This is a genomic window from Galbibacter orientalis DSM 19592 (assembly GCF_000260115.1).
Taxonomy (GTDB): domain Bacteria; phylum Bacteroidota; class Bacteroidia; order Flavobacteriales; family Flavobacteriaceae; genus Galbibacter; species Galbibacter orientalis.
Map to the genome: position 1 here is coordinate 376583 of NZ_JH651380.1, position 25277 is coordinate 401859.

Annotated in this window: 18 protein-coding genes; 14 read left to right on the plus strand and 4 right to left on the minus strand. The window is 32.0% G+C overall.

The window, feature by feature from the left end; genetic code table 11:
* Window positions 1–15 precede the first annotated feature (15 nt).
* The 4 genes from JOOMADRAFT_RS18875 to JOOMADRAFT_RS18890 are packed head-to-tail and all read left to right on the plus strand — an operon-like array spanning window position 16 to window position 4524.
* Window positions 16–702, plus strand: a complete 687-nt coding sequence (locus JOOMADRAFT_RS18875) for a hypothetical protein (protein ID WP_008616270.1) — start codon at window positions 16–18, stop codon at window positions 700–702.
* Window positions 703–711: 9 nt separating this feature from the next.
* The gene (locus JOOMADRAFT_RS18880) at window positions 712–2448 is read left to right on the plus strand and encodes a S8 family serine peptidase (protein ID WP_008616271.1); all 1737 of its coding nucleotides are present in this window, start codon (window positions 712–714) and stop codon (window positions 2446–2448) included.
* Window positions 2417–3253 carry a peptidoglycan-binding domain-containing protein gene (locus JOOMADRAFT_RS18885; RefSeq protein WP_008616272.1) on the plus strand — a complete coding sequence of 279 codons (837 nt, stop codon included), beginning with the start codon at window positions 2417–2419 and terminating at the stop codon, window positions 3251–3253. Before JOOMADRAFT_RS18880 ends, JOOMADRAFT_RS18885 begins: the two co-directional genes overlap by 32 nt.
* 11 nt (window positions 3254–3264) lie before the next feature.
* Window positions 3265–4524, plus strand: coding sequence for a peptidoglycan-binding domain-containing protein (locus JOOMADRAFT_RS18890; RefSeq protein WP_008616273.1), 1260 nt, complete (start codon window positions 3265–3267; stop codon window positions 4522–4524).
* A gap of 196 nt (window positions 4525–4720) precedes the next feature.
* Here JOOMADRAFT_RS18890 and JOOMADRAFT_RS18895 read toward each other — a convergent pair whose 3' ends face one another.
* The gene (locus JOOMADRAFT_RS18895; protein WP_008616281.1) at window positions 4721–5599 is read right to left on the minus strand and encodes a sugar phosphate isomerase/epimerase family protein; all 879 of its coding nucleotides are present in this window, start codon (window positions 5597–5599) and stop codon (window positions 4721–4723) included.
* A gap of 205 nt (window positions 5600–5804) precedes the next feature.
* On the opposite strand from JOOMADRAFT_RS18895, the gene JOOMADRAFT_RS18900 reads away from it, so the two are divergent.
* From JOOMADRAFT_RS18900 to JOOMADRAFT_RS18925, 6 genes are all read left to right on the plus strand, one after another.
* Window positions 5805–6893 carry a sensor histidine kinase gene (locus JOOMADRAFT_RS18900; RefSeq protein WP_008616282.1) on the plus strand — a complete coding sequence of 363 codons (1089 nt, stop codon included), beginning with the start codon at window positions 5805–5807 and terminating at the stop codon, window positions 6891–6893.
* 3 nt (window positions 6894–6896) lie between these two features.
* Window positions 6897–8216, plus strand: coding sequence for a sigma-54-dependent transcriptional regulator (locus JOOMADRAFT_RS18905; RefSeq protein ID WP_008616283.1), 1320 nt, complete (start codon window positions 6897–6899; stop codon window positions 8214–8216).
* Between the two features lie 534 nt (window positions 8217–8750).
* Window positions 8751–10040, plus strand: a complete 1290-nt coding sequence (locus JOOMADRAFT_RS18910) for a Glu/Leu/Phe/Val family dehydrogenase (protein WP_008616284.1) — start codon at window positions 8751–8753, stop codon at window positions 10038–10040.
* 105 nt (window positions 10041–10145) lie between these two features.
* Window positions 10146–10559 (plus strand): GreA/GreB family elongation factor, encoded by a 414-nt coding sequence (locus tag JOOMADRAFT_RS18915; RefSeq protein ID WP_008616285.1) that lies wholly within the window; start codon window positions 10146–10148, stop codon window positions 10557–10559.
* Window positions 10559–10948 carry a hypothetical protein gene (locus tag JOOMADRAFT_RS18920; protein WP_008616286.1) on the plus strand — a complete coding sequence of 130 codons (390 nt, stop codon included), beginning with the start codon at window positions 10559–10561 and terminating at the stop codon, window positions 10946–10948. Before JOOMADRAFT_RS18915 ends, JOOMADRAFT_RS18920 begins: the two co-directional genes overlap by 1 nt.
* Before the next feature lie 52 nt (window positions 10949–11000).
* Window positions 11001–11642, plus strand: a complete 642-nt coding sequence (locus JOOMADRAFT_RS18925) for a universal stress protein (protein WP_008616287.1) — start codon at window positions 11001–11003, stop codon at window positions 11640–11642.
* Window positions 11643–11645: 3 nt separating this feature from the next.
* Here the strand turns inward: JOOMADRAFT_RS18925 and JOOMADRAFT_RS18930 are convergent, their stop codons facing one another.
* From JOOMADRAFT_RS18930 to JOOMADRAFT_RS18940, 3 genes are all read right to left on the minus strand, one after another.
* Window positions 11646–12158, minus strand: coding sequence for a glutathione peroxidase (locus tag JOOMADRAFT_RS18930; RefSeq protein WP_008616288.1), 513 nt, complete (start codon window positions 12156–12158; stop codon window positions 11646–11648).
* A 511-nt stretch (window positions 12159–12669) separates the two neighbouring features.
* Complete coding sequence (locus JOOMADRAFT_RS18935) at window positions 12670–13977, minus strand: OmpA family protein (RefSeq protein ID WP_008616289.1); 1308 nt, start codon at window positions 13975–13977, stop codon at window positions 12670–12672.
* A 28-nt stretch (window positions 13978–14005) separates the two neighbouring features.
* A complete protein-coding gene (locus tag JOOMADRAFT_RS18940; protein ID WP_008616290.1) occupies window positions 14006–17578 on the minus strand; it encodes an MBG domain-containing protein in 3573 nt (1190 codons plus the stop codon).
* 356 nt (window positions 17579–17934) lie between these two features.
* Here JOOMADRAFT_RS18940 and JOOMADRAFT_RS19765 point away from each other — a divergent pair, with 356 nt between their 5' ends.
* The 4 genes from JOOMADRAFT_RS19765 (at window position 17935) to JOOMADRAFT_RS18960 (ending at window position 25214) form a co-directional block, all read left to right on the plus strand.
* Complete coding sequence (locus tag JOOMADRAFT_RS19765) at window positions 17935–18879, plus strand: FecR family protein (RefSeq protein WP_008616291.1); 945 nt, start codon at window positions 17935–17937, stop codon at window positions 18877–18879.
* A 183-nt stretch (window positions 18880–19062) separates the two neighbouring features.
* The gene (locus JOOMADRAFT_RS18950) at window positions 19063–22572 is read left to right on the plus strand and encodes a SusC/RagA family TonB-linked outer membrane protein (RefSeq protein WP_008616292.1); all 3510 of its coding nucleotides are present in this window, start codon (window positions 19063–19065) and stop codon (window positions 22570–22572) included.
* Between the two features lie 27 nt (window positions 22573–22599).
* Window positions 22600–24339: a RagB/SusD family nutrient uptake outer membrane protein gene (locus JOOMADRAFT_RS18955; protein ID WP_008616293.1), complete on the plus strand. Its 1740-nt coding sequence runs from the start codon at window positions 22600–22602 to the stop codon at window positions 24337–24339.
* Between the two features lie 11 nt (window positions 24340–24350).
* On the plus strand, window positions 24351–25214 hold the full coding sequence (locus JOOMADRAFT_RS18960) for an endonuclease/exonuclease/phosphatase family protein (RefSeq protein ID WP_040880359.1): 864 nt from the start codon (window positions 24351–24353) through the stop codon (window positions 25212–25214).
* Window positions 25215–25277 lie beyond the last annotated feature (63 nt).

The window sequence follows — 25277 nt, forward strand, 5'->3', positions numbered from 1 at the left end:
ATAAAATTAATGATAATGAAAACACAAGAGAAAGTACAGAAAACTAGTACACCAAATAATATATCTACTATTGATAATCTAATAAAAATCCTTGAAGCAAAGGAAAAATCAATACAGAAAGAAGATTCCGCAGAAATAGATGATATTATTACAATATTAGAGAAAAGAGAGTATAAGGAGCTAAATAGTAACACTAGCAACATTGAATTCACAGATTTATTAAAGAAAGAATTCGAATTGGTAAGAAATGAAGTTATTAAAAGTGATAAAAATACTGAAGAAAAATTAGAACATATAAGTAAGAAACAAGAAGAGGTTTTAAGTCAAATTAACACGATTAAAAGGATAGAACCATCCAATGAGTTAAATGAAATATTTACTAAATATAAGTTTGATTTTAACAGTGTTGTAGCTTATAAGAATGAAAAGGAGATAGATTTAATAATTCAAAATATACAGAGTGATGATTTTAAGAAAAATGTAAAGCTCATAACAAAGTGTAATGACGAAAAGTTAAAAAGTAATTACAACCAATACAAAAGTATTGCTACAGAACCTTTTTTAGAAAACATCAAAAAACTTAAAGTAGAAACATATACCGATAATGTTTTTATTGGTCAGGTTATTAATGAGTTATATTCGTTAACATCAGCTATAAAAAGGATGTCTGAAAAACACGAATCACAATCAGCAAAAGCATAATGATGTAGTATGGATCCGAATTTAAAACTTATCGTAAAAGGAGATCCGCGTGAGGAACTTCAATTATTGTTGAGGCTAAAGCATCCAGATATTTATCCTAAACATTGTATAGTTATATCTCAATTTCACGATATTATTAGCTGTCGAATTTTGAGAAAAAATTTACTATCTATTTATGATGATCCTGCCACGAGAAGTGTAAAAGCTCCTCAGGTAATTCCAGCGCAGTTTTATGAAAATTCGGTAGATTCAACATCAATTATAAAAAGAAAAAAAAGTAACTACTCAGTTTCTCAAAAAAGTAAAGTAGTTTTTGGAATCATCGATTTTGGTTTTGATTTTACACATTCCGACTTTTTAAATCACAGTAATAAAACAAGGTTTGAAAAAATATGGGTACAGCCCTCAAAACAAAAAAATGATTCTAAATATGGGTATGGAAGAATTTATACAGAAGAAGAGATTAATGTGGCTCTTTATACCACAGCGCCTTTTAAAACATTAGGCTATCATCCTGGAAAAAATGATTTTATGGGGAGAGGAATGCATGGCACTCATGTGTTAGGCATAGCTGCATCTTCTGGAAATATAGGAGAAAAAAGTTTGGCAGGCAATAGTCCTATTATTGCGGTAGATATGGGTTCTAGCTATGTAAATGGTTCCGATTTATCGCTTGGAGATTCTGTAAAATTAATAGAAGGAATCGATTTTATATTGCAACAAGCAGGGCAACGTCCTTGTGTTATTAATTTGAGTTTAGGCGGACATTGTAGTGATCATACAGGGAATACTTTAGTAGAAATTGCTTTAAATAATGTTTTAAAAAAGCGTGGAGGCACGGCAATCATACAAAGTACTGGTAATTACTTTATGGCAAATTGCCATCATGCAGGGATAATAGAGCAAGATGGAATTAAAGAAATAGAGTGGTTGTTTAATACCATAGATAAATCGCCAAATGAAATAGAAATTTGGTATGAAAACCAAGACAGAATAGGAGTAGAAATTCTTGATACAGATGGGGAGGTTTTAGGTACATCAGAACCTTTTAAAGATAGTATAGTAAATTATGATGGGGTACAAAATGGAATCATTTTTCATAGATATAAGGAGCCTAATTCAACCAAAAACCATATTAATATTATTCTATCCAAAAGACCAGATTCTAGAGTTTTAATAGTACGTCTTAAGGGTATTGAAATAACAAATGGAGAGTACCATGCCTATATTGAGAGAGACGATATTGGGCAATCAAGATTTGCAACTCAAGATGTAAATACAAATTTTACTGTTGGCTCTATTTGTAACGCTCCTTTAACAATTGCTGTTGGAGCATACAATCAAGAAGATTTGTTAAAAGCACCTATGTCGTTTAGTAGTGCAGGACCAACCATTGATAGGCGAAAAAAACCTGAAGTTTTAGCCCCAGGAAATAAGATTATGGCTGCAAAATCTGCTAGTAAGTTTGAAAGGAAATCTAAAAATCAGTTAACAGCTAAAAGTGGTTCAAGTATGGCTTCTCCTTACATCGCTTCTTTAGCGGTGAAAATATTAGAAGAGTTTCCTAAAATGAATATATACGAATTGCGTCATCTCTTATTTAGCAGTTGCGAGCCTTTAAAATCTATGAACGAGTCTACTATTAACAAATCTGGATATGGAGTAATTAATGCACAAAAATTAAATGAGTTAATAACCCAAAAAAAGATACAATATGAGAACCGCAACACAACATATATGTCATAACCGTTTTCAAGAAGCTTTCCCAGAATTAAATACTTCAAATGAAGTTAGAGAAATACAGCAATTCTTGATTAATAAGGGGTATAATTTAGGACACTGGGGCGCCGATGGAGATTTGGGGAGAATGACCAAGCAAGCTATTTATAATTATATAACAGCTCAATCTAATGGAGAGAATAGCATTCCAACAAATCCAACCATGCCTGCAAATAATACATTAATTGAAGAGTTTAAAGCTATTTTTAGACGTAAAAATTATATTTTCCTAAATGAAAATCTTCAACTAAATATTATTGGAATTAGAAATTTAGACGCTAATGCTGATTTTTTTGATGATGAATTGGTAGTTATTTGGAAGGAGAACAACATCAATAATGTAAAAAGATACCCAGTTACTACCGATCCTGGAAAAGGATATCTTCAAAATGTTATGATTAACCCAAAAGGGACAGCTATTTTGAAAGCTGGTCAATATAGAAATGCGTATAAACTTGGTTTACACAGAGGTCAATATTTGGCGTTAGTACAACGTAATGGTCCCGTTACTGTTTATCGAGATAATAACAAAAATGGGAGTCTTGATTTTATGACAGGTAGTACCGATACAGGTTTTTTTGGAATAAATATTCATAAAGCGGGTGCAAATTCAACCAATGTAAATAAGTGGTCTGCTGGTTGCCAGGTTTTTAAGCGTGAAGTGGACTTTAATGAATTTATTAATTTATGTAAAAAGTCGGAATCAACACTTGGAGCAGGAACTAAATTTACATACACATTATTAGAAAAAAGAGGGGTAGCTATTTTATAAAAACATGAAAGATGAGAACAACACATACATATCAAAACATTGATGAAATTTTTTTAGCAGAACTTAATACTTCTAATCAAGTAAGGGAAGTGCAAGAATTTTTACACACTAAAGGGTTTGATCTAGGGGGTTATGGTGTAGATGGCAAACTAGGTAGAAAAACAAAATCGGCTTTGTACAACTATTTTAAAACGCAAATAGGTGGCGCACCAATTCCTACTCCAGTAACGCCTCCTGTAACCCCACCTTCGGGGACATCAAAATTAGATAGATTTATTACAGCCCATGGCACTAAAACTTTTAGAAATAGTGCAGAAATCAATGCTTTTTTTTCGCAGTTGACTGGAAAGGATTTTTGTTCTTGGTTTAAAGATGAAATAGGTAATAAAGGATATTGGGGCAGTATAACTTTTGAAGGGAGAAGCAGACATGGTAGGAGTATTCCTCGTGGTAATTTTTCAACACATCAACAAAATTTTAATCGCGTATGGAATAATATTCCTCTTGTTTTTTTCGGGATAGCAGGAAATCAATCGATTAATATATTTCAATTCTTCGCTTTAGTTAGTATTATTATAAATGAAACAGGAGGGAAGTTTGTTCCTATTAGTGAAATTGGAAATCTAGCTTATATGTTTGGTACAAATTCTGGTAGGAAACGGTCGTACAACACGGCTTCTGGGAATAAAAGTGCTTACGAACTATTTAGAGATCCCACTTTTCTATGCGCACATCAGCAAAAACCTTATTATACACAAATTGCAAATACAACTAATAGTGTGTGGAGAGGAGAGATTTATCCTTCTACATTTCCTAATAATCCAGTAAATGCAGGAATTATATCGGAGGCCGATTTTTACAAATTTAGAGGTAGAGGTTTGATACAAACAACTTTTAGAAGTACTTATTCTAGACTTTTAGGATTTATAAAAAGCTATAACGGAAATAATTTTACCTTAAATACGTATAAAACAAGATGGCAAAGTTTAAGCACCGAGGCTATTTTAAGTGGTAGTAGTAATGCTGATTGGGATAATTTATTTATGAATACAAATTTAGAATTTCCCTGTTATGCCATATATAATTTTCAAAATAGAAGGAACAATTTTTTATCAATTCCAGCTAATAAAGCAAAATTACTTCAAACCTCGACTTCAAGAAGTGGTAGCGGTTCTTTATTTTATGTAGGATACCGTGTAGGAGGGAGCGCTAGATATGGAAGACTTTTAAAATTAAGAGTTATTCAAATGATAGAAAAGTTAGTTAGTTAATTAGTGAATAAGAGATTATTCTATGCTTAAATCTATAAAATATAATTGCGTTTTTAACAGTAGGAACGTAGCAGAAATTGTATAAAAAAGAGGCTGTCTAAAAAGTAATTCATAGTTGTCGAACTGAGCTCAGGATGACATTTAGAGTTTAGATACTTTCTAGACAGCCTCTTTTTAGTAGTATACACTAATATTTTTAGTTAAAACCAAATGTTTTAAGTCCGTCGTGACTTATTTTAATTGCTTCAAGTGGTGTGTGGTGAAAAGTTTGATCTTGTTCTACCATATAATATTTCATACCTGAAAGCTCTCTTTTCTCCCAAATTTTACTAAAATCTATAGTTCCTTCTCCAACAGGCGCAAACTTTCCATCTTTACTCATGTCTTTTACATGCCATAATTTAAAACGCCCAGGATATTTTTCAAAATATTCAATAGGGCTAGCACCTGCTTTTGTTACCCAGAAAAGATCCATTTGGAAATTTACATATTTAGTATCTGTATTTTCCAAGAAATATTCAATTGGAACAATTCCGTTTTCATTTTCTTTAAATTCAAAATCGTGGTTATGGTAAAGTAATTGCAATCCAGCATCACTACATTTTTTTCCTACAGTATTTAAGAAATTAATCATAAAGTCCAGATCAGGATCCATTCCCATTGTTTGAGTTTCAGGATAATATTTAAAATGCCCCATAGGAGGAACTGGAATTACAAAATAGGTAAATCCAGCAGCTTTTACAGCAGCAATTTCTTCATCTATATTATCAAGCGTAGCGCTTCCTTGGTGCGTACTTATTCCTTTTAGACCTTTTTCATCTAAAAGCTTTTTAAAATCTTCTGGAGCCATATTATAGAACTTTCCATTACTATATCCTGCGGCTTCAATGTTTACATATCCAGCTTTAGCTACCGAGTCTAAGGTAGCTTCTGTATTTGCTCCCATATCATCTCTAACGGTATAGAGCGCCAAACCTCCAAATTTATCTTTAGAAGTTCCTTGGCAAGATGTTAAAAAAATAATTGATGCAATTGCAAGTACTTTTACAGTACTTTTTAAATACTTAAATTTCATGTTGTTACGTAAATAGTTAGTAATTAGTAGACTCATTTTAATGAGTTCTATTCTTTCAAAAGTATAAAATAACTTTATAAGTAGTTTTTTTATAGCGGATAAATTATTAATTGTTTATTATTGAGATACTTTTTTTGTAAATAGTTCAATTTCTCATTTTTTCTGCATAAGGTTAAAATTGAAGCGTTGATTAAATTTTTTGTTTATGAATACTACTGAAGATAAATTAAGAGAACGCATAAAAGAATTAACTTGTTTATACGAGGTTACATCTATTATAGTTAATTGTGATTATAGTCAGCTTGAACTCTCATTGCAAGCAATTGCGCATTGTTTAAAGGGTGCTGTGCAATACGAAACCGAGAGTTATGTAAAAATTACAACTAATAATTATGTTTTAGAAGACGGGAGTTTTAAGGAAAGTCTCTGTTGTATAAAGTCGAATATAAAAGTATTTAATGAAGTAAGTGGCACTATTTTAATAGGTTATCCGTCTGATAAATTCTCGGAAGATGATTTTTTAGATGAAGAAAAAAAATTGCTTGAAAATGTATGTTTAGAAATAGGGAATCTAATTGAAAGAAAGCAAATTAGAGATAATGAAGCGTACATAAAAAAGCAGATGGAACGCACCGATCGTTTAAATATTTTAGGAGAAATAACTGCTGGAATTGCCCATGAACTCAATACTCCGCTTACCAATATTTTAGGATTTACCGAACTTTTGGAAGATGAAATTAAAGATAAAAAGCAGCTTAGCGATTTAGGTAGGATTAAAGAAAGCGCTATCTTTTCTAGAGAAATAGTAAAGAAACTTATGTTTTTTGCTTGTGAAGTTCCTCAACAAATGCAAAAAGTTACTTTAAAACCTATTGTAGATAATGTCCTTAATTTATTAAAGCCTTCTTTTAAGAATAAAAATATCCAAAGTATTTTTGATATAGAATCTCCAGATCTTCAAATTAGAGCCGATGAGATACAGATTACGCAAGTATTATTTAATATTATAATGAATGCTATTTATGCTTCTCCAGAGCACAGTAAAGTGGAAATTAGTATTAAAAAGCTAAAAGGAAATATTCAGGTTAAAATTATAGATGAAGGATCTGGAATAGCATCTACTATTGAAGACAAAGTTTATGAACCTTTTTTTACTACAAAACCCACAGGAGACGGTTCGGGTTTAGGGTTAAGTGTGGTTCATGGAATTATCTCAAGTCATAAAGGAACTATAAAACATTCTAAAAACTCTCCAAAAGGAACTATTTTTACTATTAATTTCCCTGAAAATTAAAAAATGGCATATAAAAAAGAAAATATATTAATAGTAGACGATGATATTCATATTTTAGAGTTACTACAACGGCAGTTAGAGGCTTTAAATTATTATACATTTAAGGCAGTTTCTGTAAAAGAAGCGGTAACTATTTTAAAAGGAAATACTATTGATTTACTGGTTACAGACTTACAAATGCCAGAGGTAGATGGGTTTCAGTTAATTCAATATGTTTCTGAGCATTATTCTAAAATGCCAGTTTTAGTTGTTTCTGGTTATATTTCTGCTAAAGGCGCTTTAGAAATGGGGAAATCTGGGGTGGTAGATTATTTAGTGAAGCCTTTTACTAAGGAAGAATTAAAAAATGCAATAGATAAATCGTTGGTCAATAACACTTCAAAGAAAGAAGTAAAGGTCTCTAAATCGGTTTCAAAATTTGATGAATTAATAGGAGAATCGGAGGCTTTTAATGTTGTAAAAGATATTATTGAACGCGTAAAAGACATTAAAGCAACGGTACTTATTCAAGGAGAAAGTGGTACAGGAAAAGAGCTTATTGCAAGAGCAATTCATTATAATGGAAAATATGCAAGAGCACCATTTATTGCAGTAAACTGTGGCGCAATACCAGAAAATCTCTTAGAAGCAGAACTTTTTGGATATGAAAAGGGAGCGTTTACGGGGGCAAATGAATCTAGAAACGGATTTTTCCAAGCTGCAAATGGAGGCACTATTTTTTTAGATGAAATAGGAAATGCTTCTGCAAAAGTTCAAAATATCCTCTTGAGGGTCTTACAAGAAAAGGAAATTATAAAAGTAGGCGCTCAAAAAGCACAACCTATAGATATAAGAGTGGTTGCAGCTACCAATAGTAATTTATTGGAATTGGTGACTCAAGATAAATTTAGGCAAGATTTGTTTTATAGATTGGCAGTAGTAGAAATAAAAGCTCCACCCTTACGAAACCGAAAAACAGATATTCCCTTATTGGTGGATAAGTTTGTAATGAAATATGGACTGGAGTATAAAGATAGATTCCTAAAAGTAAGTCCAGAAGCATTAGATTTACTTCTTAGATATTCATGGCCTGGTAATATTAGAGAATTAGAAAACTGTATCCAAAGGGCGGTAATTATGAGTGATAAAAGTATAGAATTGTCTCATATTCCAGATGCTTTAAAATACCAAATAGATTTCCCAGAAGAAGCATTAGTTTCTTTGGCAGAAATGGAAAAAAAGTATATTAAAAAAGTACTTGATACGGTTGGAAATAATAAAACAAAAGCTGCCGAAATTTTAGGAATCGACAGAAAAACACTACGCAATAAAATGAGTGATTAAACAGGGTTTACCGTGTGTATTAAACCCTGAAAAGGATTTAAAATCCTATAATTCCAACAAGCCTTCTTAGTTTAGAATTTATAACTTAGTTTAGAATTTATAACAAATGGACTTTAAGTTTATTATAAACCTCTGTTTTTTAAGCTGCATTATAATACCATGTTTCAGCAATAAAATATATTGGGGTGTTTTGCTTCAGCTGGGTATTTTCTCCTCATTTAATATTTCTTACTTCATTTAAAATAAAACAATAACTTATTGATTATTAATTCATTGGCGTTATTGTTCTTTTTGTATTTTCTCTTGGCACAGCTATTGTCTATCTAGTTATAGAAAAATTAAAAGTAATGAAAAACTATAGTAAAAGTATCTGTTCTACATGTCATTTTATAAATAACTGTGTTCTTACACTGAACAAAAAGTTTGTGATAACATGTAGTGAACATGAAAATAGAAATGAACTTAAAACAATTTTGGCAAGTTAGTTTTAAAATCCATTAAGTGGACTAATGTTAAGCTAAAAAACAGCAAACAATGATTACAAAAGAATTAGAAAAAAAGACACCTCAGAAACAAGGGATGTTAAATAATGTAATGCGACAATTCAATAATGCTTCAGATATTATTGATTTGAATAAAAACATTCGCAAAATATTAAGTATTACAAATAATGAATTGGTTGTTCATTTTCCTGTAAAAATGGACAATGGAGAGGTAGAAGTTTTTACGGGATACCGAGTACAACACAACAATGCTTTAGGACCATATAAAGGAGGATTGAGATACCATCCAACGGTAGATATTGATGCTGCGAGAGCTTTGGCTATGTGGATGACATGGAAAACCTCATTAGCAGGATTACCTTATGGGGGAGCTAAGGGAGGAATCCAATTGGATCCATCAAAATACTCAACCTCAGAATTGGAGAGAATTACAAGAAGATTTACCTATGCCTTAGGAGATAATATTGGACCTGAATTAGATATTCCTGCTCCAGATGTTAATACAAATCCGCAAACAATGGCTTGGATTTTAGATACTTATATGTCTACTAAATCTCCAAATGAGCGTTCTACAAATATGCATGTTGTTACCGGAAAGCCAATTGGAGCAGGGGGGTCTGAAGGAAGAGACCGAGCAACTGGATTTGGCGTGTTTTTATGTATAAAATTCTGGGCAGACCATAATGAACTGCCTTTAAAAGATAAAAAGTTTATAGTACAAGGCTTCGGTAATGTAGGCTATTGGGCAGCATACTTTTTAGAAAAAGAAGGAGCCAAAATGGTAGGGGTTCAAGATGCATTTGGAAGTATTTCAAATACTGAAGGGATTGATGTAACTATGCTTTTTGAATACAATAAAAGTCAAGGGAACATAGCAGGATTTAAAGGGAGTAGAAGTTTACCTTCTGAGGATTTCTTTTCATTAGACTGCGACATCTGTATTCCAGCAGCTTTAGGAAACCAAATAACTGTTAACAATGCCCCAGATATTAAGGCTAAAGTTATAGCTGAAGGAGCAAATGGACCTACAGATGTAGAAGCAGAAGAAATGCTATTGGCAAGAGGGGTGGAGATTCTTCCAGATATATTATGTAATTCTGGAGGAGTAATAGGAAGTTATTACGAGTGGTTGCAAAATCGAAATGGAGAGATTTGGTCTTTAGAAGAGGTGATGCAAAAGTTAGAAAAAAAGCTTTATGAATCGTTTAGAAAAGTAATCGATGTATCTCAAAAAAGAGGTGTTGATAAAAGAACGGCCGCATTTATAATTGCTATTGAAAGACTTGAAGAAGCCTATGTTCAAAGAGGGATTTTTCCATAATAAGCTTAAAAATAGGATTATTTATTGATTGAAGAAAAGCAGTTGCTATTACGCCAAGCGTTCATAGCGTTTTAGCAATTTGCTTTTCTACTTAAGAAAGTAAAAATGAAATACAAACAGTTAGTTATAGAAAAAAAAGAATATGTGCTTTTAAAGCAAATGTTGAGCTTGTCTAATTATAATAGAGATGTGGTTTTTAAAAAGTCCATCAAACAATTAATGGATGAGTTGGCAACAGCAATAATTATTGATGAAAATGAGATGCCAGAAGATGTGGTTCGTTTTAATTCTTATGTAGAAGTAAAATTAGAAGGCGGATGGACAAAAAAATTTCAGTTAGTAGTAGGTAATAAAAGCGATGTGCAGAATGATAAGATTTCGGTATTATCCCCAATGGGAACAGCCGTAATTGGTCATGCATTAGAAGATATTTTTCAGTGGGAATTTCCTTCTGGAAAGCAATTAATAAAAATAGCTTATGTTGCTCAGGAACAGCTATCTAATATAAACAATCTGTAATGAGAGGAAAATTATTCTATAGTCATGATAATGACTCCCAAATAATGATAAGGAAAGACAAAGAAGAAGTTGAAAACTGGACTAATCATTTAGAATTTATAAATAATGAACTTAATTTCTTTATAAAAATTGAAAGTCAGTTAATTAAAGATCCAGTTATAAGTAAAGAATTAAATGATTTAAGAAGGAAGAATGCTATAGCTTTAAAAGATTTATATCGATATGATGTAAGCTTAGGAAATAGAACCGAATGTGATACAGTAGATTGTGATACATTTTTTTTAAGCAATCATGAAAAAAGTAGAAAAATTTATCTTGGTTTCTTAGAAATACTTCAATCTTTTAAAATTACTTTTTATTCAAAAATGTTGATTTATACGAGATTGTGAAATATGGCTATGTAAAGTATGTAGTCTAGCTATTAATTTAAATTATATAACGATGAAAAAGATATTAGTTTTAACAGATTTCTCCGAGAATGCTTGGAACGCTTTAAAATATACCACTTCGTTATATAAAGATGTAGCTTGCGAATTTTATATTTTAAACTCTTATTCGAGAGACAAATATGGATTAAACACTATAGATTATTTAGATCCATATGAAGCGTTTCATAAGGTTTCAGAAATTGAATCTAAAAGTAAATTAACTAAACTCCTGCAAAGAATTACTTTTTTTGACTCCAATAAAGAGCATCAATTCTTTATAATTGGAGAGGCTAAAGGATTACTATCGGCTACTAAATGCCTTATTGCAGAATTAAATATTGAGCAAGTTTTAATAGCTGCAAAAGAAAATTCTAATAAAAAGAGTTATAAATTAGGACGCAATGCCAGAGAAATAATTAAAAAAATTAAAGAAGTACCCATCCTTATAGTTTCTAATCTTAAAAATTTAAAACCGACATATAAAATACAAGCTAAAAATATTTCATTTTCATCTATAGAGGCAACCTTAAATGAAGGCTCAATTATGTTATTAAAAAATACCTTTCCTGAAGAGACAACTTCTTACCCTACCTATGTATTAACAGATATGTTACAAAATATCTATTTAGGATTTACACAAAGAATAGGGATTTAACACTTATAGATATTTAGTTATTTTGCTACTCATAGGTTTTGTAGTAGACATATAATAATCTATAAATCTACCTTGCTCATCTACAAGATATTTTTGAAAGTTCCATTTTACAGTAGAATCTTTTAATCCGTTTATAGATTTTTTGGTAAGCCATGCATACAAAGGATGTTGGTTTTCTCCTTTTACAGCTACTTTTTCGGTAATTAGAAATTCAACTCCGTAGTTTTTCTCACAAAATGTTTTAATTTCATCTGCTGTACCTGGTTCTTGACCTCCAAATTGATTACATGGAACCCCTATAATCATTAAATTTTCTTGATATGTTTCATATAATTTCTGAAGATCTTCATACTGACCTGTAAAACCACATTCGGAAGCTACATTTACAAATAGAATTTTTTTGCCTTTGTAAGTGCCTAAGTCTATTTTATCTCCATCAATATTATTAATGGAAATATCATAAATAGATGCTGAAGGGTTTACAGGCTCTTGTGCTTTTCCAAAAAAAGATATCATAATGCAAAATATAATTAGTGTTTTTTTCATTTGAAATAATAAGTTTACTCGATAATCGAGATTTAAATGCTCCAAAACCTTTTCTTAATAAACCGAAGAACTTTTGAATTAAATCCCTCATTGAGGGTTTTATTCCCCAAAGCCTGTCCAGAGTTTACCGAAGGGCTCTACGTCGAAATGGATTAAAATATTTTTCCTTTGAATACCTCGTAGGCTTGCCTCGAGGTAGTTGATTCTCTCATTGAGGGTTTTATTCCCCAAAGCCTATCCAGAGTTTACCGAAGGGCTTTATATCGAAATGGATTAAATTATTTTCCTTTGAATACCTCGTAGGCTTGCTTCGAGGTAGTTGATTATTATTAAACTAGTTTAGTTAAATGCCTAATGGCTTTTGCCCAAAAGGAATTACTTCAAACTTACATTATTTTTTAGAAGAATCATTTAAAGTTTTATTAAAAAAAGAGACTGGCATAAGCCAGCCCCTCTACCTATTACTGATAATAAAAGGTTTTTATTCTTCTATAAGTACTACAATAGAAACTCTTCTGTTTTTAGCTCGATTCTGACTTGATGTATTTGGAACCAAAGGTTCAGATTCTCCTTTAGAGATAACCTCCATACGTTCTTCTGCTATTCCATTTGCTTTTAAATTATTAGCTACAGCCTGCGCTCTTTGCATTCCAACTCTCATATTTACGGCTTCACTTCCTAGATCGCATGTATGACCAATAATAGTAATATCAATGCCTTCATCTCTCTTTAGGAGCTCAGCAATTGTATCTAATCTTTCATCTAAAGAAGAAGGAATGACTGTGTTATTGATAACGTTAAAAATTATTGGTTTCTGAATATATTCTAGTTCTGCATCTGTATAAATGGGTTTTTCTTCTATAACAACAGTATCCTCTACAATTTCAATAGGAGCTGTTTCTTCTGGTTCTTCAATAATTTCTTTCTCAATAACGGTTTCTGGAACAACTACTTCTTTTCTTAAATCAAAACCTAATTTTACTTGAAACCCTAATGCAAAATATCTGTTTTTATCGATGCTATTTTCAGTAGACATCACACCATTTGCTTTGATAGAACTCATGCCATTATTACTATAGGTTACTAGATTTTTTGTTTGATTATCTTTTTGTAGATCAGACATTCCATAATCAAAATAGAGTCCAGTGTAGAGGTTCATTTTCTTTTTCAGTTTAAAAAATAATCCAGCTTCGGCACTTGCTAAAAAGCTAGGTTTAAGAGACACTTTTGTTTCGTCTTGCCAATTATTAACATCTCCAAAACCATGCACTGATAAATCATCAAACACCAAATTTAGATCTGGATAATAACCTGTAACAGTTAGTTTATCTGCACTTGCATCGATATGTTGCTTTGTAGGAATCATAGATTTTACACCCGCGCCAATATAAATTCCTGTATTTGTGGAAATGTGCGTTTTATAGTGTAACATAACTGGAATTGCAAAAGACCAAAAATATTGATCCTCCTCATATCCAGTTGGAGCAACGCTATATTCAAAAGCAGAAGCTTGGTCATCTACTTCTAAAGTAGTAATAGTAGTTCCATTAAATAACTCAAATGTATTTCTGTTTAAGCTAGCTTCTATACCAGTCGTAATCCCCCAATGGTCATTAAAAAAATAAGTATATCCTACACCAAGTCCAAAACCAGCTTTTTCCTCTCCATTTCCAATAGGACTTTGATAATCAATACCAGAAATGCCTCCAGTGGCTTTAATGGTAATTTCTTGAGCTTCTGTAGAAAGCATACAGAGTATTAAAATGATTAAAAAATATGTTACTTTCATGTTGATTTTATTGGTGGTTATTATTGGTTTATTTTACTACAAGATTTGCTGTTTTTCTTTTTCCATTGGTAAATGTTACAGAAACAATATACATTCCTATTTCTCTTGGAGCGGTTAGCTGAGTGCGTGTTCCAGTAACTGCAACTGTTTGTAATAGTCTCGCGTTTAAATCGAAGATATGTATTACCGCACCGTTAAGAACTGATTCCTCAAAACTACATTGAACAGTAAATTGTGAAGAAGCATCTACTGGATTCGGGATAATTTTAACTTTCCTAGAAAAATCTCCTCCATCAATTTCTAGCGGACATGTAATTATTGTATTTCCGTTTACATCAATGGCTTCTGCATGGTAGATTCCATTTAACGGATTATTTTCAGAATAATATTGCTTAGTGGCTCCATCTATGGCAACTCCATTTTTAAACCATTGGTAGGAAACATACTGTTTACTACTATTATCAAACACCAATACATCTTCCCAATACTGACTAATAAGTCCGGGAGTATTAATAATTATAGGCTTGACAATAACTGTGGCAGGATTGTAATTTTCGTTCCCATCTTGAGAAACAGTAATACTGGCAGTTCCAGGGGTATTTTTAACAAGTATATTATTAGAAATTGAAGCAACGTTATTATTTGTAGACGAATAAGATACTGGGAGTCCGCTACTTGAAGTTGCAGTTAAGGCTAGTTCTGAATTGGAGTCGCATCCAAATATTAATTCTTGATCCCAAGTAATTAATTGGTCTGCTTTTATAATTTCAAAAGAAGCATCGTTAAATGTTATGGAGTAATTTGAACCTGCACCTAAGGTTCCAAGTTCAATTGGATAAGAGCCAATAGTTTCTCCAGTAGCTCTACTTAGCGTTCCTGTTATGATAGATTCATCATCTGTTCCTTCAAATCCTGTAGCAGTATATGTAAATATTGGATCTTTTTGCCCATACATTTTATTTTGTCCATTATCTGCAGTAATATTTAATTCTTTTGGAGTAATAGTAAGTTCTGCCGTTAATTCTAAATCATAATGATTTGGCCCTGTAATAATAGCTTTAACCTCATGCGCACCAACATTAATTTGCTCATTATTTATATAGATAACAGAGGTTCCAACAGGAATAGTACCATTAATAAAAATTGACTTTGGTGAGCCATTAAAAACAAAAGTTTTATTATTAAAAATAATACTAGGAGTTGGTGGAGCTGGGTTAATATAAGCAGGAGTAATTTTGAAAGTATTTTCAGAAAAATTAATTAAATAATTATCATTAGCTGTTAAATCTCCTTGTAAAATAGCATAGCTACCTACATTTTCTCCAGTCTCTCTAGTTAATTTACCAGATAGAATACTAGTATCTTCCGTAGGAGCAAGTCCATTTACACTATAGGAAAACTCAGGATCTTCTTCTCCATATACTTTAGATTGATTGGAATCTGCACTAATTGTTAGAATTCTTTGAGTGATGTAAAAATCGGCGCCCTTAAAGTCGATAATATAATTACTATTTGTGGTTAAAGTACCTTGTGTAATAGGGTAGGAACCAATAGCTTCTCCATTAGTTCTTGTTAAGTTACCAGATAAGATACTTTCGGTATCGTTTTCTGCAAGATTTTCAACTGTATAAGTAAGGGTAGGTTCTGGATTTCCGTATTGTTTATTTTGACCTGAATGGGTTGTTATTATTATATTCCGAGGAGAAATATTAAATACCGAACCAGAATAAGAAATAGTATAATTATTTCCAGCAGTTACTGTTCCTTGAAGAATGTTATAGTTTCCTACATTTTCTCCAATTTCTCTAGTGAGGTTTCCTGTAAGAAGCGAAGCATCATCTGAATTTACAAATCCATTTACCGAATAGGTAAGTTCTGGGTCTGAATCTCCATATACTTTAGATTGATTAGAATCTGCAATAATGTTTAAATCTTTATGAGTAATTTCAAAAGTTTCAGTTATAAAATTAATATCGTAGCCTGGAGCAGAAAGTGTTCCTAATTGAATAGGATAAGTTCCTACATTTTCTCCTGAGGTTCTAGTTAAGCTTCCTGTAAGAATACTCTTATCGTCAGTTCCCGTAAAACCAGCTACTGTATATGTAAAAGTAGGATCTGAATCTCCATATACTTTAGCCTGATTTGCATCTGCAACAACAGTTAATAAGTTATTAGAAATAATAAAATCGGCTCCAGTATAATCAATAGTATAATAAGGCCCAGCACTTAGCGTACCAATAAGAATAGGGTAACTTCCAATAGTTTCTCCTGGAGTTCTAGTAAGCGCTCCGGTAAGAATAGAAACATCGTCATTTCCATCAAAACCAGTTGCAGTATATGTAAATACGGGATCTGGATCTCCATAAACTTTTGCTTGACCAGTATTGGCAGTAATGCTAAGTACTTTTATTTTATTTGCAGTATCTGTAGCGGGAGCTCCTGCTATACCAATAGCATTGGTTAAGGTGGCCGATAAGGTAATTATTCCTACAGGAAGGCCACTTAAATCAACTCCAGTTATTTGTTGATTTTCTTCTGTAATAACACCAGTTCCATTAATTGGAGTTCCTCCACCAGAACTAGAAAATGTATAATTGTAAGCACTTCCTATTGTTGCATTTGCAAAAGTAAAGCTAACATTACTTTCATTGCCTTCATTTATAGGATCTTGGTCAATAGAAACAGCGTATCCTTCTGGAGGAGTAATACCATTGTCGGTTATTATAAGCGTTTCTTGCTGAAAACCATCTTTAATAGCGTGAATAGAATATTCAAAGTCCATGGTAACAATTTCTTCCGCTTGTATAATTCCTTCAATACTTGTAGTAACTTTATAACCTCCTTCTATTTTTTCAATGGTAAGTTTTACAGGACTCCCTTCGTTTTCTAGCGTATGAATTGGCGGCAGCATTTCCATAACAACGGTTTCATCGCCTTCTAGAATTCCATCAGGAACTGCCGTTATTTTAAGACTGTCTTTTAATTTTCCTGCGGGAATTATAATAGCATTTGATGAGGTTGTATAATCTGTTCCGTTCCCTGTAGCTGTACCACTAAATTGTAAGGGAACGGTAACTGTAAATTGAGAGGGTTCTCTAATTTCTGCAACAACATAAGCCTCTCCTGCATTTTCATCTACAATAGGGTTATAAATATCCTTTAGTATTAATTCAACTGTAGGAGTATTATTACTATCAATAATTGTATATGTTTTTTGTTGATTTCCATTTTCAGAAGCATTGGTTATATCTAGAATATCTATAATTACAGTTTCATTTCCTTCATTTAAAACATCTGAAATATTATTTAAGCTAATAGACCCCGATAATTCCCCTGGATTAATAACTATATTCTCAGAACTAAGCGTGTAATCCACGCCATTTGTAGCAGTTCCAGAGAAACTTAAGTAAACCGTAACTGGTAACGTTTGCGTTTCACTTAAAGTAGCTTCTATAGCTACGGCTACATTAACACTTTCACTCCTAGAGCTAGGGCTAACACTGAGATTTACCGTAGCTTGAGCGTTAGCTCCATTTAGCATAAAAAAATTGCAAAATATACTTAATAGCAAAATTAAGTAGTAGCTTAATTTAACTTTCATATTGGTTGGTTTTAGAGAATAGTAGACTCTATTAAAAATTAACTAAATAATATATAGAGGAGTGGAGGAGGTTTATTTGAAGTAAATTTATAAAGTCGGATGAGTTTTATAATTTTTAATCGTTAATAGGCAATTTTGGGCGTTAAAAGAATCTTTTCTTTCATATCTTCCTTCATATAAGATGAAAAATCTTTATAAATCTCTAGAAATAAGTTGAATGTTAGCTAGACTTCTCTTAAATGTTAACTACAATTCTGAATTTAAACAAATTGTTAAGAAGCTTCTTTTTTGAATTTTTCACTACGTGTAAGTGTCAATTTATGTGACTTATAGGTAAACACATAAAGTTTGCACCGTTGAAGGAAGATAAAAACATTGATAAGCTATTAGAAAAGTTTTCAAAAGGGAAATGTACATCGGAAGAAGAAAAAATTGTAGATCATTACCTTGATAGTTTTCAGGATACCACAATAGAAAGTATAGAAAATGAGCAAGCTATAAAGCAACGAATCTACCGTAAAATTCAGATGTCTATTGAAGCTAAAAAGCACAAACATAGACAACATCGAAATCGAAAAGTTTTTATCAATATTGCTGCTGCCATTACTGCTATTATTGGAATAGGCGTTTTATTTCAATTATTAACTAAGGAAACTATTTATACTGAAATGGCTGCTTTGGGCGAAAGAAAAACAGTATATCTACCCGATGGGTCAAAAGTGGCTTTAAATGCAGGGAGTACATTACAGTACACTTCAAGTTTTAATGATGAAAAGCGAGAAGTACTTTTAAATGGAGAAGGCTTTTTTGAAGTTTCGCATAATAAAGAAAAACCTTTTATAGTAACTACTACGCATTTAAAAACTAGAGTACTTGGAACGTCTTTTAATATCAACTCTTATAAGGAAAATAAGGAGGTTAAAGTTAGTGTAGCTACAGGAAAAGTTGAAGTTTCTGTAGCGAATAATCAGAAAGAATATTTAATAAAAAATGAGCAATTAAGATTCAATCCATTAAACAATACTTATAAAAAGGAGTATTACAATTCTGTAAATGATATTGCATGGAAAAACAATATCATTTTGTTTAATGACATCTCTGTTGATAGTGCTTTCAAAAAATTAGAAAAGTGGTTTAATGTTAGTATTGTAGTTACTGATGAAAATCTAAAAAAGGAACATATTAACGGGAAGTTTAAAGATTCAAGCTTAGAAGAGGTACTAGAAGGCTTACAATTCTCTTTACAATTTTCCGTAGAGCATACTAAAGAAAATGAATTAATAATAAAAAAGAAACCTTGATATGAAATAAAAAAGCATAAAAAAGCCCTTTCTGCTGGCACAGAAAAGGGCGAAAATCGTCTAAAAAAGTTATCAACTAACCTAATAGAAAATTTATAATGAAACATCCATACTTTAATAACAAACATAACTATATGTTATTTGGATGTTCTATGTGATCGTTAAAAACAATTAAACAAACACATGAAATCAAAAATACAAAAAAGAGAAAAAAAACTTTCTTTTACACGCACTATTTATTTGAGTTTGCTAACCATCTTATCAGTTTGGAGTAGCTACGCAAATATTTCTGAAGACGAAAAAGTAACTCTAGATTCATCTAATGAGACTTTAATAAATATATTGTCTTCCATAGAAAATCAAACCTCTGTTTCTTTTGTTTATGGAGATGATGTAAAACAACTTCATTTAAAGCGCTCTATTAATTATAGTAATGAGCCTCTTCTAATGGTTTTAAATGACATTGCAAAAAAATTTCAAGTTTCCTATAAAAAAATTAATAAAACCATTGCCATTAGTACAAATAAAGTGGCTGTTCAAGAAAAGCAAATTAAAGGTACAGTAACAGATAACACTGGGGTACCATTAATGGGAGTAAGTGTAATGCAAGAAGGAACTGCTAATGGAGTTACTACCGATTTTGATGGGAATTTTACAATCAATGCACCTATTGGAAGTACATTGGTGTTTACTTATGTAGGAATGAAAACTATAAATATTGCTGTAAAATCTTCTACAAACACTATGTCGGTTGCCATGGAGGCAGATCAAGAAATGCTTGATGAGGTTGTGGTAATTGGATATGGAGAAACCAGTAAGGAAACTTTGATTGATGCGGTAAATAAGGTGGATCCAAAATCTATAGAAGAGCGCCCTGTATCTAATGCAGCAAATGCTTTGCAAGGTGTTAGTCCAGGGTTAAACGTAACACAGTCTTCTGGAAAGCCAGGAAGTGAACCTCGATTAAACATTCGTGGATTTACTTCTATCAATGGTGGTTCTCCTCTTATTATTGTAGATGGAGTTGAAGGAGATATTAATAGTTTAAATCCAAACGATATTGAATCGATAAGTGTTTTAAAAGATGCGGGTTCTTCTGCTATTTATGGTGCTAGAGGAGCTTTTGGGGTGGTTTTAGTAACTACAAAAAAAGCTAAAAAAGGAAATATTACTGTAGATGTTAGTAATACCACGGTAATAAGTTCGCCTACTATTAATACAGACTTTGTTACAGACCCATATAAAGCGGTAACGCTGGTTGATGAAGCATTTAGAACTGCAGTTGGTAGAAATTATACTGGATATACAGAGGCAGATTATGCAGCATTATTAGAAGTCTCAAAAGATCCTTCAAAAGCTAGAGTAATAAGCGATTATAGAAACGGAAAGTTACAATATGTACATTATGGAGCAACCGATTGGTGGGATACTTTCTTTAGAGATTCATACCCTTCAAATATTACAAATGTATCCATTTCTGGAGGTTCAGATAAAGTAAAAAGTTATTTTTCTTATAGAAATTATCAAGCTACTGGAATTTTAAAAGTTCAAGACGATCAGTACAAACAATATAATTTACGAGGAAAAATTGATGTTGAAGTTAATGATTGGTTGACATTCTCTAATAATATGCAATACAATAGCGCAAATGATGTAGAGCATGGTGGAAGTCAATATGGATGGAGAGATGTTTGGGGAAGTTTAATTTGGGTACATGCTTTACCTTCTTATATGCCTACCAATCCAGATGGTTCTGCTTTGTGGAGAACAGAACTAAATAATTATACTGTAGGAGATGGAGTTTATGCCTCTTTATTACAAGGTAAATCAAAACAGGTAACAGATGATACTGAGTTTTCTAATATTGCAACCGCAAAGTTAAATCCGCTTCCAGGTTTTGATATAACGGCAAGTTACGCTATTCGTAAGGTTACATTTAATCGTTACCAACGCTCAACAAGAATTCCTTATTCTATTTTTGTGGATGATATTAATACCTTCGGAAGTGATAAGTTAACAGAATACAATAACAGTTCTAGTTATAATGCGTTTAATATTTTTGGAGAGTATAAAAAGCAATTAGGAAATCATTCCTTAACTGGAATGGTTGGTTTTAACCAAGAGAATTATCAAATAAAGAGTATTGAGGCTAGTAAACAAAACAGTATTTCTGATGATTTAAACTCGTTAGGCTTAGCAACTTCTAATGCAGAAACAACAGGGAGTGCTTCTGAATGGGCTTTACAAGGATTGTTCTACAGATTTTCATACGATTTTAAAAAGAAATATTTAATAGAATTTAATGGTCGTTATGATGGTTCTTCAAGATTTCCAGAGGAACATAGGTGGGGATTCTTCCCTTCTGTATCTGCAGGATGGATTGTTAGTAAAGAAGATTTTTTTGATGGAATAAACGATACTTTTAGCCTTTTAAAATTAAGAGCATCTTACGGTTCGTTAGGAAATCAAAATATATCCGATTATGCATACATTCCAACATTAAACAAAGGGATTAATACAGGATATGCTATAGATGGCTCAACCTTAGGTTATATTGAATCTCCAGGATTAAATCCAAACGAAATTACTTGGGAGGAAGTAAAAACACTCAACTTGGGGGTAGACGTTGGATTTTTTAATAATAGTTTAACGGCTGGTTTTGACTGGTTTCAAAGAGATACAGATGGAATGTTAACTGCTGGAGCTACCTTACCAAGTGTTCTAGGAACTTCTTCTCCTCAAGAAAATGCAGCCGATTTAAGAACTCACGGATTTGAATTATCATTAGGGTACAATAAAACATTTCAGGTAGCAAATTCTCCTTTTAATTTTTCTATAACAGGAACGCTTTCAGATTCTGAAACCATAATTACTCGTTTTGACAATCCAAGTAATAGTTTATTAGATTTTTATGAAGGAATGACTATTGGAGAGTTGTGGGGATATCATATAGATGGATTGTTTCAATCGGAAGAAGAAATAGTAGGACATGCCGATCAAACTCGTGTTTCAAACAGAATTATGGCTGCTGGAGGATTGCAACCAGGAGATGTTAGATATGTAGATTTAAACGGAGATGGTGTTATTAACGAAGGAGAAAATACTGTAGATAATCCTGGAGATAGACGAATTATTGGAAATTCAGCTCCTCATTATTTATATAGTTTTAAAGTAAGTTCTTCTTGGAAAGGGTTTGATATCTCTGCTTTTTTCCAAGGAGTAGGGCAACAAGATTGGTATCCAAATACCGATTCAAGAACATTTTGGGCTATGTATAACCGTCCATACGATTCTTTTATACGTAAGGATTTAGCAAATAATATTTGGAGTCCAGAAAATCCAGATGCATACTTTCCAAGAATGTTCGGGTACATTGCACTTTCAGACAATGATGCTTTAGGTGCTGTAAACGATAGATATATTCAGGATATTTCATATTTGCGACTCAAAAACTTGACTGTTGGATATACTATTCCTAAAAATATTATCGACAGGCTACCTTTTACAAAATTCAGAATTTATTTTAGTGGAGAGAACTTGTTAACATTCTCAAAATTAACAGATTATATTGATCCAGAAGCAGCAAGTAATTCAGTGAATTTAAATGCTCCTTCAACTTCTACTAATAGAAGTACAGCGCAAACTGTACCATTTTCAGAAATCTATTCCTTAGGAGTTTCACTTCAGTTTTAATAAATAATAAAATAATAAATAGTAAAGATGAAACATAAAATTTACATACTATCATTCATAATTAGCTTATTATTTATAAGCTGTAGCGATGAATATTTAAACAAGGAACCTCTCTCTGAAGTCACAGAAGATAGTTTCTTTTTAAAAGCAAGCGATCTAGAGCTTTATACCAATGGTTTTTACAGAATGTTTCCAGAAGCATCTATTTATAATGGAGATGAAAGAGCTGGGGAGATTATTACTACTACTTTAAGTGAAGAAGTAAGAAGTGCCCGCCTAATTCCTACTAGTGGAGGAGGATGGAATTGGGATTATTTAAGAGACATTAATTATTTTTTAGATAATTATGAAAAGTGTGATGATGAAAGTGCTAAAAGGCATTATAGTGGTGTTGCACGTTTCTTTAGAGCCTATTTTTATTTTGAAAAAGTGAAACGTTTTGGAGATGTACCATGGTATGAAAAAACCATAGATCCTACAGATACAGAAAGTTTACAAAAACCTAGAGATAGTAGACAATTTGTAGTAGATAAGATTATTGAAGATCTAGATTATGCTATTGAAAACCTAAACGAAGAAGTACAAGCATACAGAATTACTAAATACAGTGCTTTGGCTTTAAAATCAAGAGTAGGACTTTACGAAGGTACTTTTGAAAAATATAGAGGGGTAAGTAATTATGAAAAATACTTACAAGCATCTGTAAGTGCTTCTTTAGTATTAATGAACGATTCTCCTTATGGTGTTTATAGTACTGGAGATACTAGGAATGATTATATGAATTTATTCAATTCGCATGATGCGCAAACAAGTGAAATGATTTTAAGTCGACAGTTTGATCAAGCAGTAGCGGTAGATCATAATGTAAATTACTATACAACCACCTCATCTTATGGGCGTCCAGGAATGCCAAAAGCCTTGGTAAATAGCTATTTAATGGTAGATGGATCTCGTTTTACAGATCAAGCAAATTACAATCAGATTTTCTTTACAGATGAGGTAGCAAATAGAGACCCTCGTTTATCTCAAACAATCCGTACGCCTGGATATATTAGAAAAGGAGAAAGTATCGAGTTGGCTCCAAATTTAGGGGCAACCATGACAGGGTATCAACTAACAAAATATGTTACAGAGCCTGTTTATGATACCAATGATGAATCGATTACAGATTTACCAATCTTAAGATTTGGAGAAGTGTTGTTAAATTATGCAGAGGCAAAAGCAGAATTAGGAACCATTGCGCAAGCAGATCTAGATGTTTCAATTAAACTTCTTAGAGACCGTGTAGGAATGCCTAATTTATCCATGGCAGATGCAAACAGTAATCCAGATACTTTTATGGAAGATCAATATCCTACAGTTTCTGGGGCTAATAAAGGTTTGGTTTTAGAAATTAGAAGAGAAAGACGTATTGAATTGTATATGGAAAACTTCCGTTGGGATGATATTGTACGTTGGAAATCTGGACAAACAATAACGCAATCTTTACGTGGTTTATACTTTCCAGGTGTTGGGGAATACGATCTTGATGCTGATGGTAACACAGATGTAGTTTTATATGAAGGAGAAACACCAGATATAAGTGGAGAAGGGGTACAGTATATAAAATTAGGTTCGGATCTTTATTTAGATGAAAATAACTTAGTGAATCCACAACCAGATTTTAATAATAGATCTTTTAATGAAAATAGAGATTATTTATATCCAATCCCTAGAGTTGAACTACAATTAAATCCAAACCTAACACAAAACCCAGGATGGGAATAATATTGATAAGTATGAAACATATATTTAAAATAATTAGTGTACTTTTTATAGCTGTTTTTTCACTAAAAAATTATGCACAAGCAACACCTGTAAAGGTAATGACTACCAATATTCGATATGCTAGTCCAAACGATGGGATTAATATTTGGGATAACAGAAAAGACTGGTTATGTGAGCATATTAATTTTGAAGAAGTAGATATTCTTGGAGGACAAGAAGTAATATATACTCAACTTCAAGATATGATTACCAGATTACCAGACTACAGTTATGTAGGAATAGGAAGAAATGGAGGAAAAGAAGGAGAATTTTGTCCAGTATTTTACAAAAAGGATAAATATGAGCTTTTGGATAGTAATACCTTTTGGCTTTCTGAAACTCCAGAAAAAGAGAACTCTAAGGGTTGGGATGCTGCTTTACCAAGAATTGTAACTTGGGTTAAATTAAAAGATAAAAATACTAGTAAAGTATTTTATTTTTTCAATACACATTTTGACCATAAAGGAGAAGTAGCTCGTTTAAAAAGTGCAGATCTTCTTATAAAAAAGACTCAAGAAATTGCTGGGGCAGCACCTTTTTTTGTAACAGGAGATTTTAATTTCCCTCCTTCTGTAGAAGCATATACAGTTATATCAAAAGAAAATAATGAAAATTATATTTTAAAAGACACCCATAATAATGCACAAAAAAATTATGGTCCAAAGTATACTTTTAATGGTTTTAATTTAGAACCAGATGAAAATAGAGAACGTATAGATTACATTTTCTATCATGGAAATATTGCTATAAACAAACACCACGTTATTGATGGTCAACGTGGAGCCAAGTATATTTCAGATCATTTCCCAATTATTGTAAATGCTATTGTAAAATAGTTTGTTGATTTAATTCCATAAGATGCTTAGCAACTATTGCTAAGCATCTTTTTATTTAAACAT

What these genes read in the sequence shown, in the direction of transcription:
- JOOMADRAFT_RS18885 (WP_008616272.1), top strand. Translation starts at nt 2,417, where the DNA reads ATGAGAACCGCAACACAACATATATGTCATAACCGTTTTCAAGAAGCT.
- JOOMADRAFT_RS18905 (WP_008616283.1), top strand. Translation starts at nt 6,897, where the DNA reads ATGGCATATAAAAAAGAAAATATATTAATAGTAGACGATGATATTCAT.
- JOOMADRAFT_RS18960 (WP_040880359.1), top strand. Translation starts at nt 24,351, where the DNA reads ATGAAACATATATTTAAAATAATTAGTGTACTTTTTATAGCTGTTTTT.
- JOOMADRAFT_RS18910 (WP_008616284.1), top strand. Translation starts at nt 8,751, where the DNA reads ATGATTACAAAAGAATTAGAAAAAAAGACACCTCAGAAACAAGGGATG.
- JOOMADRAFT_RS18915 (WP_008616285.1), top strand. Translation starts at nt 10,146, where the DNA reads ATGAAATACAAACAGTTAGTTATAGAAAAAAAAGAATATGTGCTTTTA.
- JOOMADRAFT_RS18895 (WP_008616281.1), bottom strand. Translation starts at nt 5,599, where the DNA reads ATGAAATTTAAGTATTTAAAAAGTACTGTAAAAGTACTTGCAATTGCA.
- JOOMADRAFT_RS18925 (WP_008616287.1), top strand. Translation starts at nt 11,001, where the DNA reads ATGAAAAAGATATTAGTTTTAACAGATTTCTCCGAGAATGCTTGGAAC.
- JOOMADRAFT_RS18875 (WP_008616270.1), top strand. Translation starts at nt 16, where the DNA reads ATGAAAACACAAGAGAAAGTACAGAAAACTAGTACACCAAATAATATA.
- JOOMADRAFT_RS18920 (WP_008616286.1), top strand. Translation starts at nt 10,559, where the DNA reads ATGAGAGGAAAATTATTCTATAGTCATGATAATGACTCCCAAATAATG.
- JOOMADRAFT_RS18900 (WP_008616282.1), top strand. Translation starts at nt 5,805, where the DNA reads ATGAATACTACTGAAGATAAATTAAGAGAACGCATAAAAGAATTAACT.
- JOOMADRAFT_RS18880 (WP_008616271.1), top strand. Translation starts at nt 712, where the DNA reads ATGGATCCGAATTTAAAACTTATCGTAAAAGGAGATCCGCGTGAGGAA.
- JOOMADRAFT_RS18940 (WP_008616290.1), bottom strand. Translation starts at nt 17,578, where the DNA reads ATGAAAGTTAAATTAAGCTACTACTTAATTTTGCTATTAAGTATATTT.
- JOOMADRAFT_RS18950 (WP_008616292.1), top strand. Translation starts at nt 19,063, where the DNA reads ATGAAATCAAAAATACAAAAAAGAGAAAAAAAACTTTCTTTTACACGC.
- JOOMADRAFT_RS18955 (WP_008616293.1), top strand. Translation starts at nt 22,600, where the DNA reads ATGAAACATAAAATTTACATACTATCATTCATAATTAGCTTATTATTT.
- JOOMADRAFT_RS18930 (WP_008616288.1), bottom strand. Translation starts at nt 12,158, where the DNA reads ATGATATCTTTTTTTGGAAAAGCACAAGAGCCTGTAAACCCTTCAGCA.
- JOOMADRAFT_RS18890 (WP_008616273.1), top strand. Translation starts at nt 3,265, where the DNA reads ATGAGAACAACACATACATATCAAAACATTGATGAAATTTTTTTAGCA.
- JOOMADRAFT_RS18935 (WP_008616289.1), bottom strand. Translation starts at nt 13,977, where the DNA reads ATGAAAGTAACATATTTTTTAATCATTTTAATACTCTGTATGCTTTCT.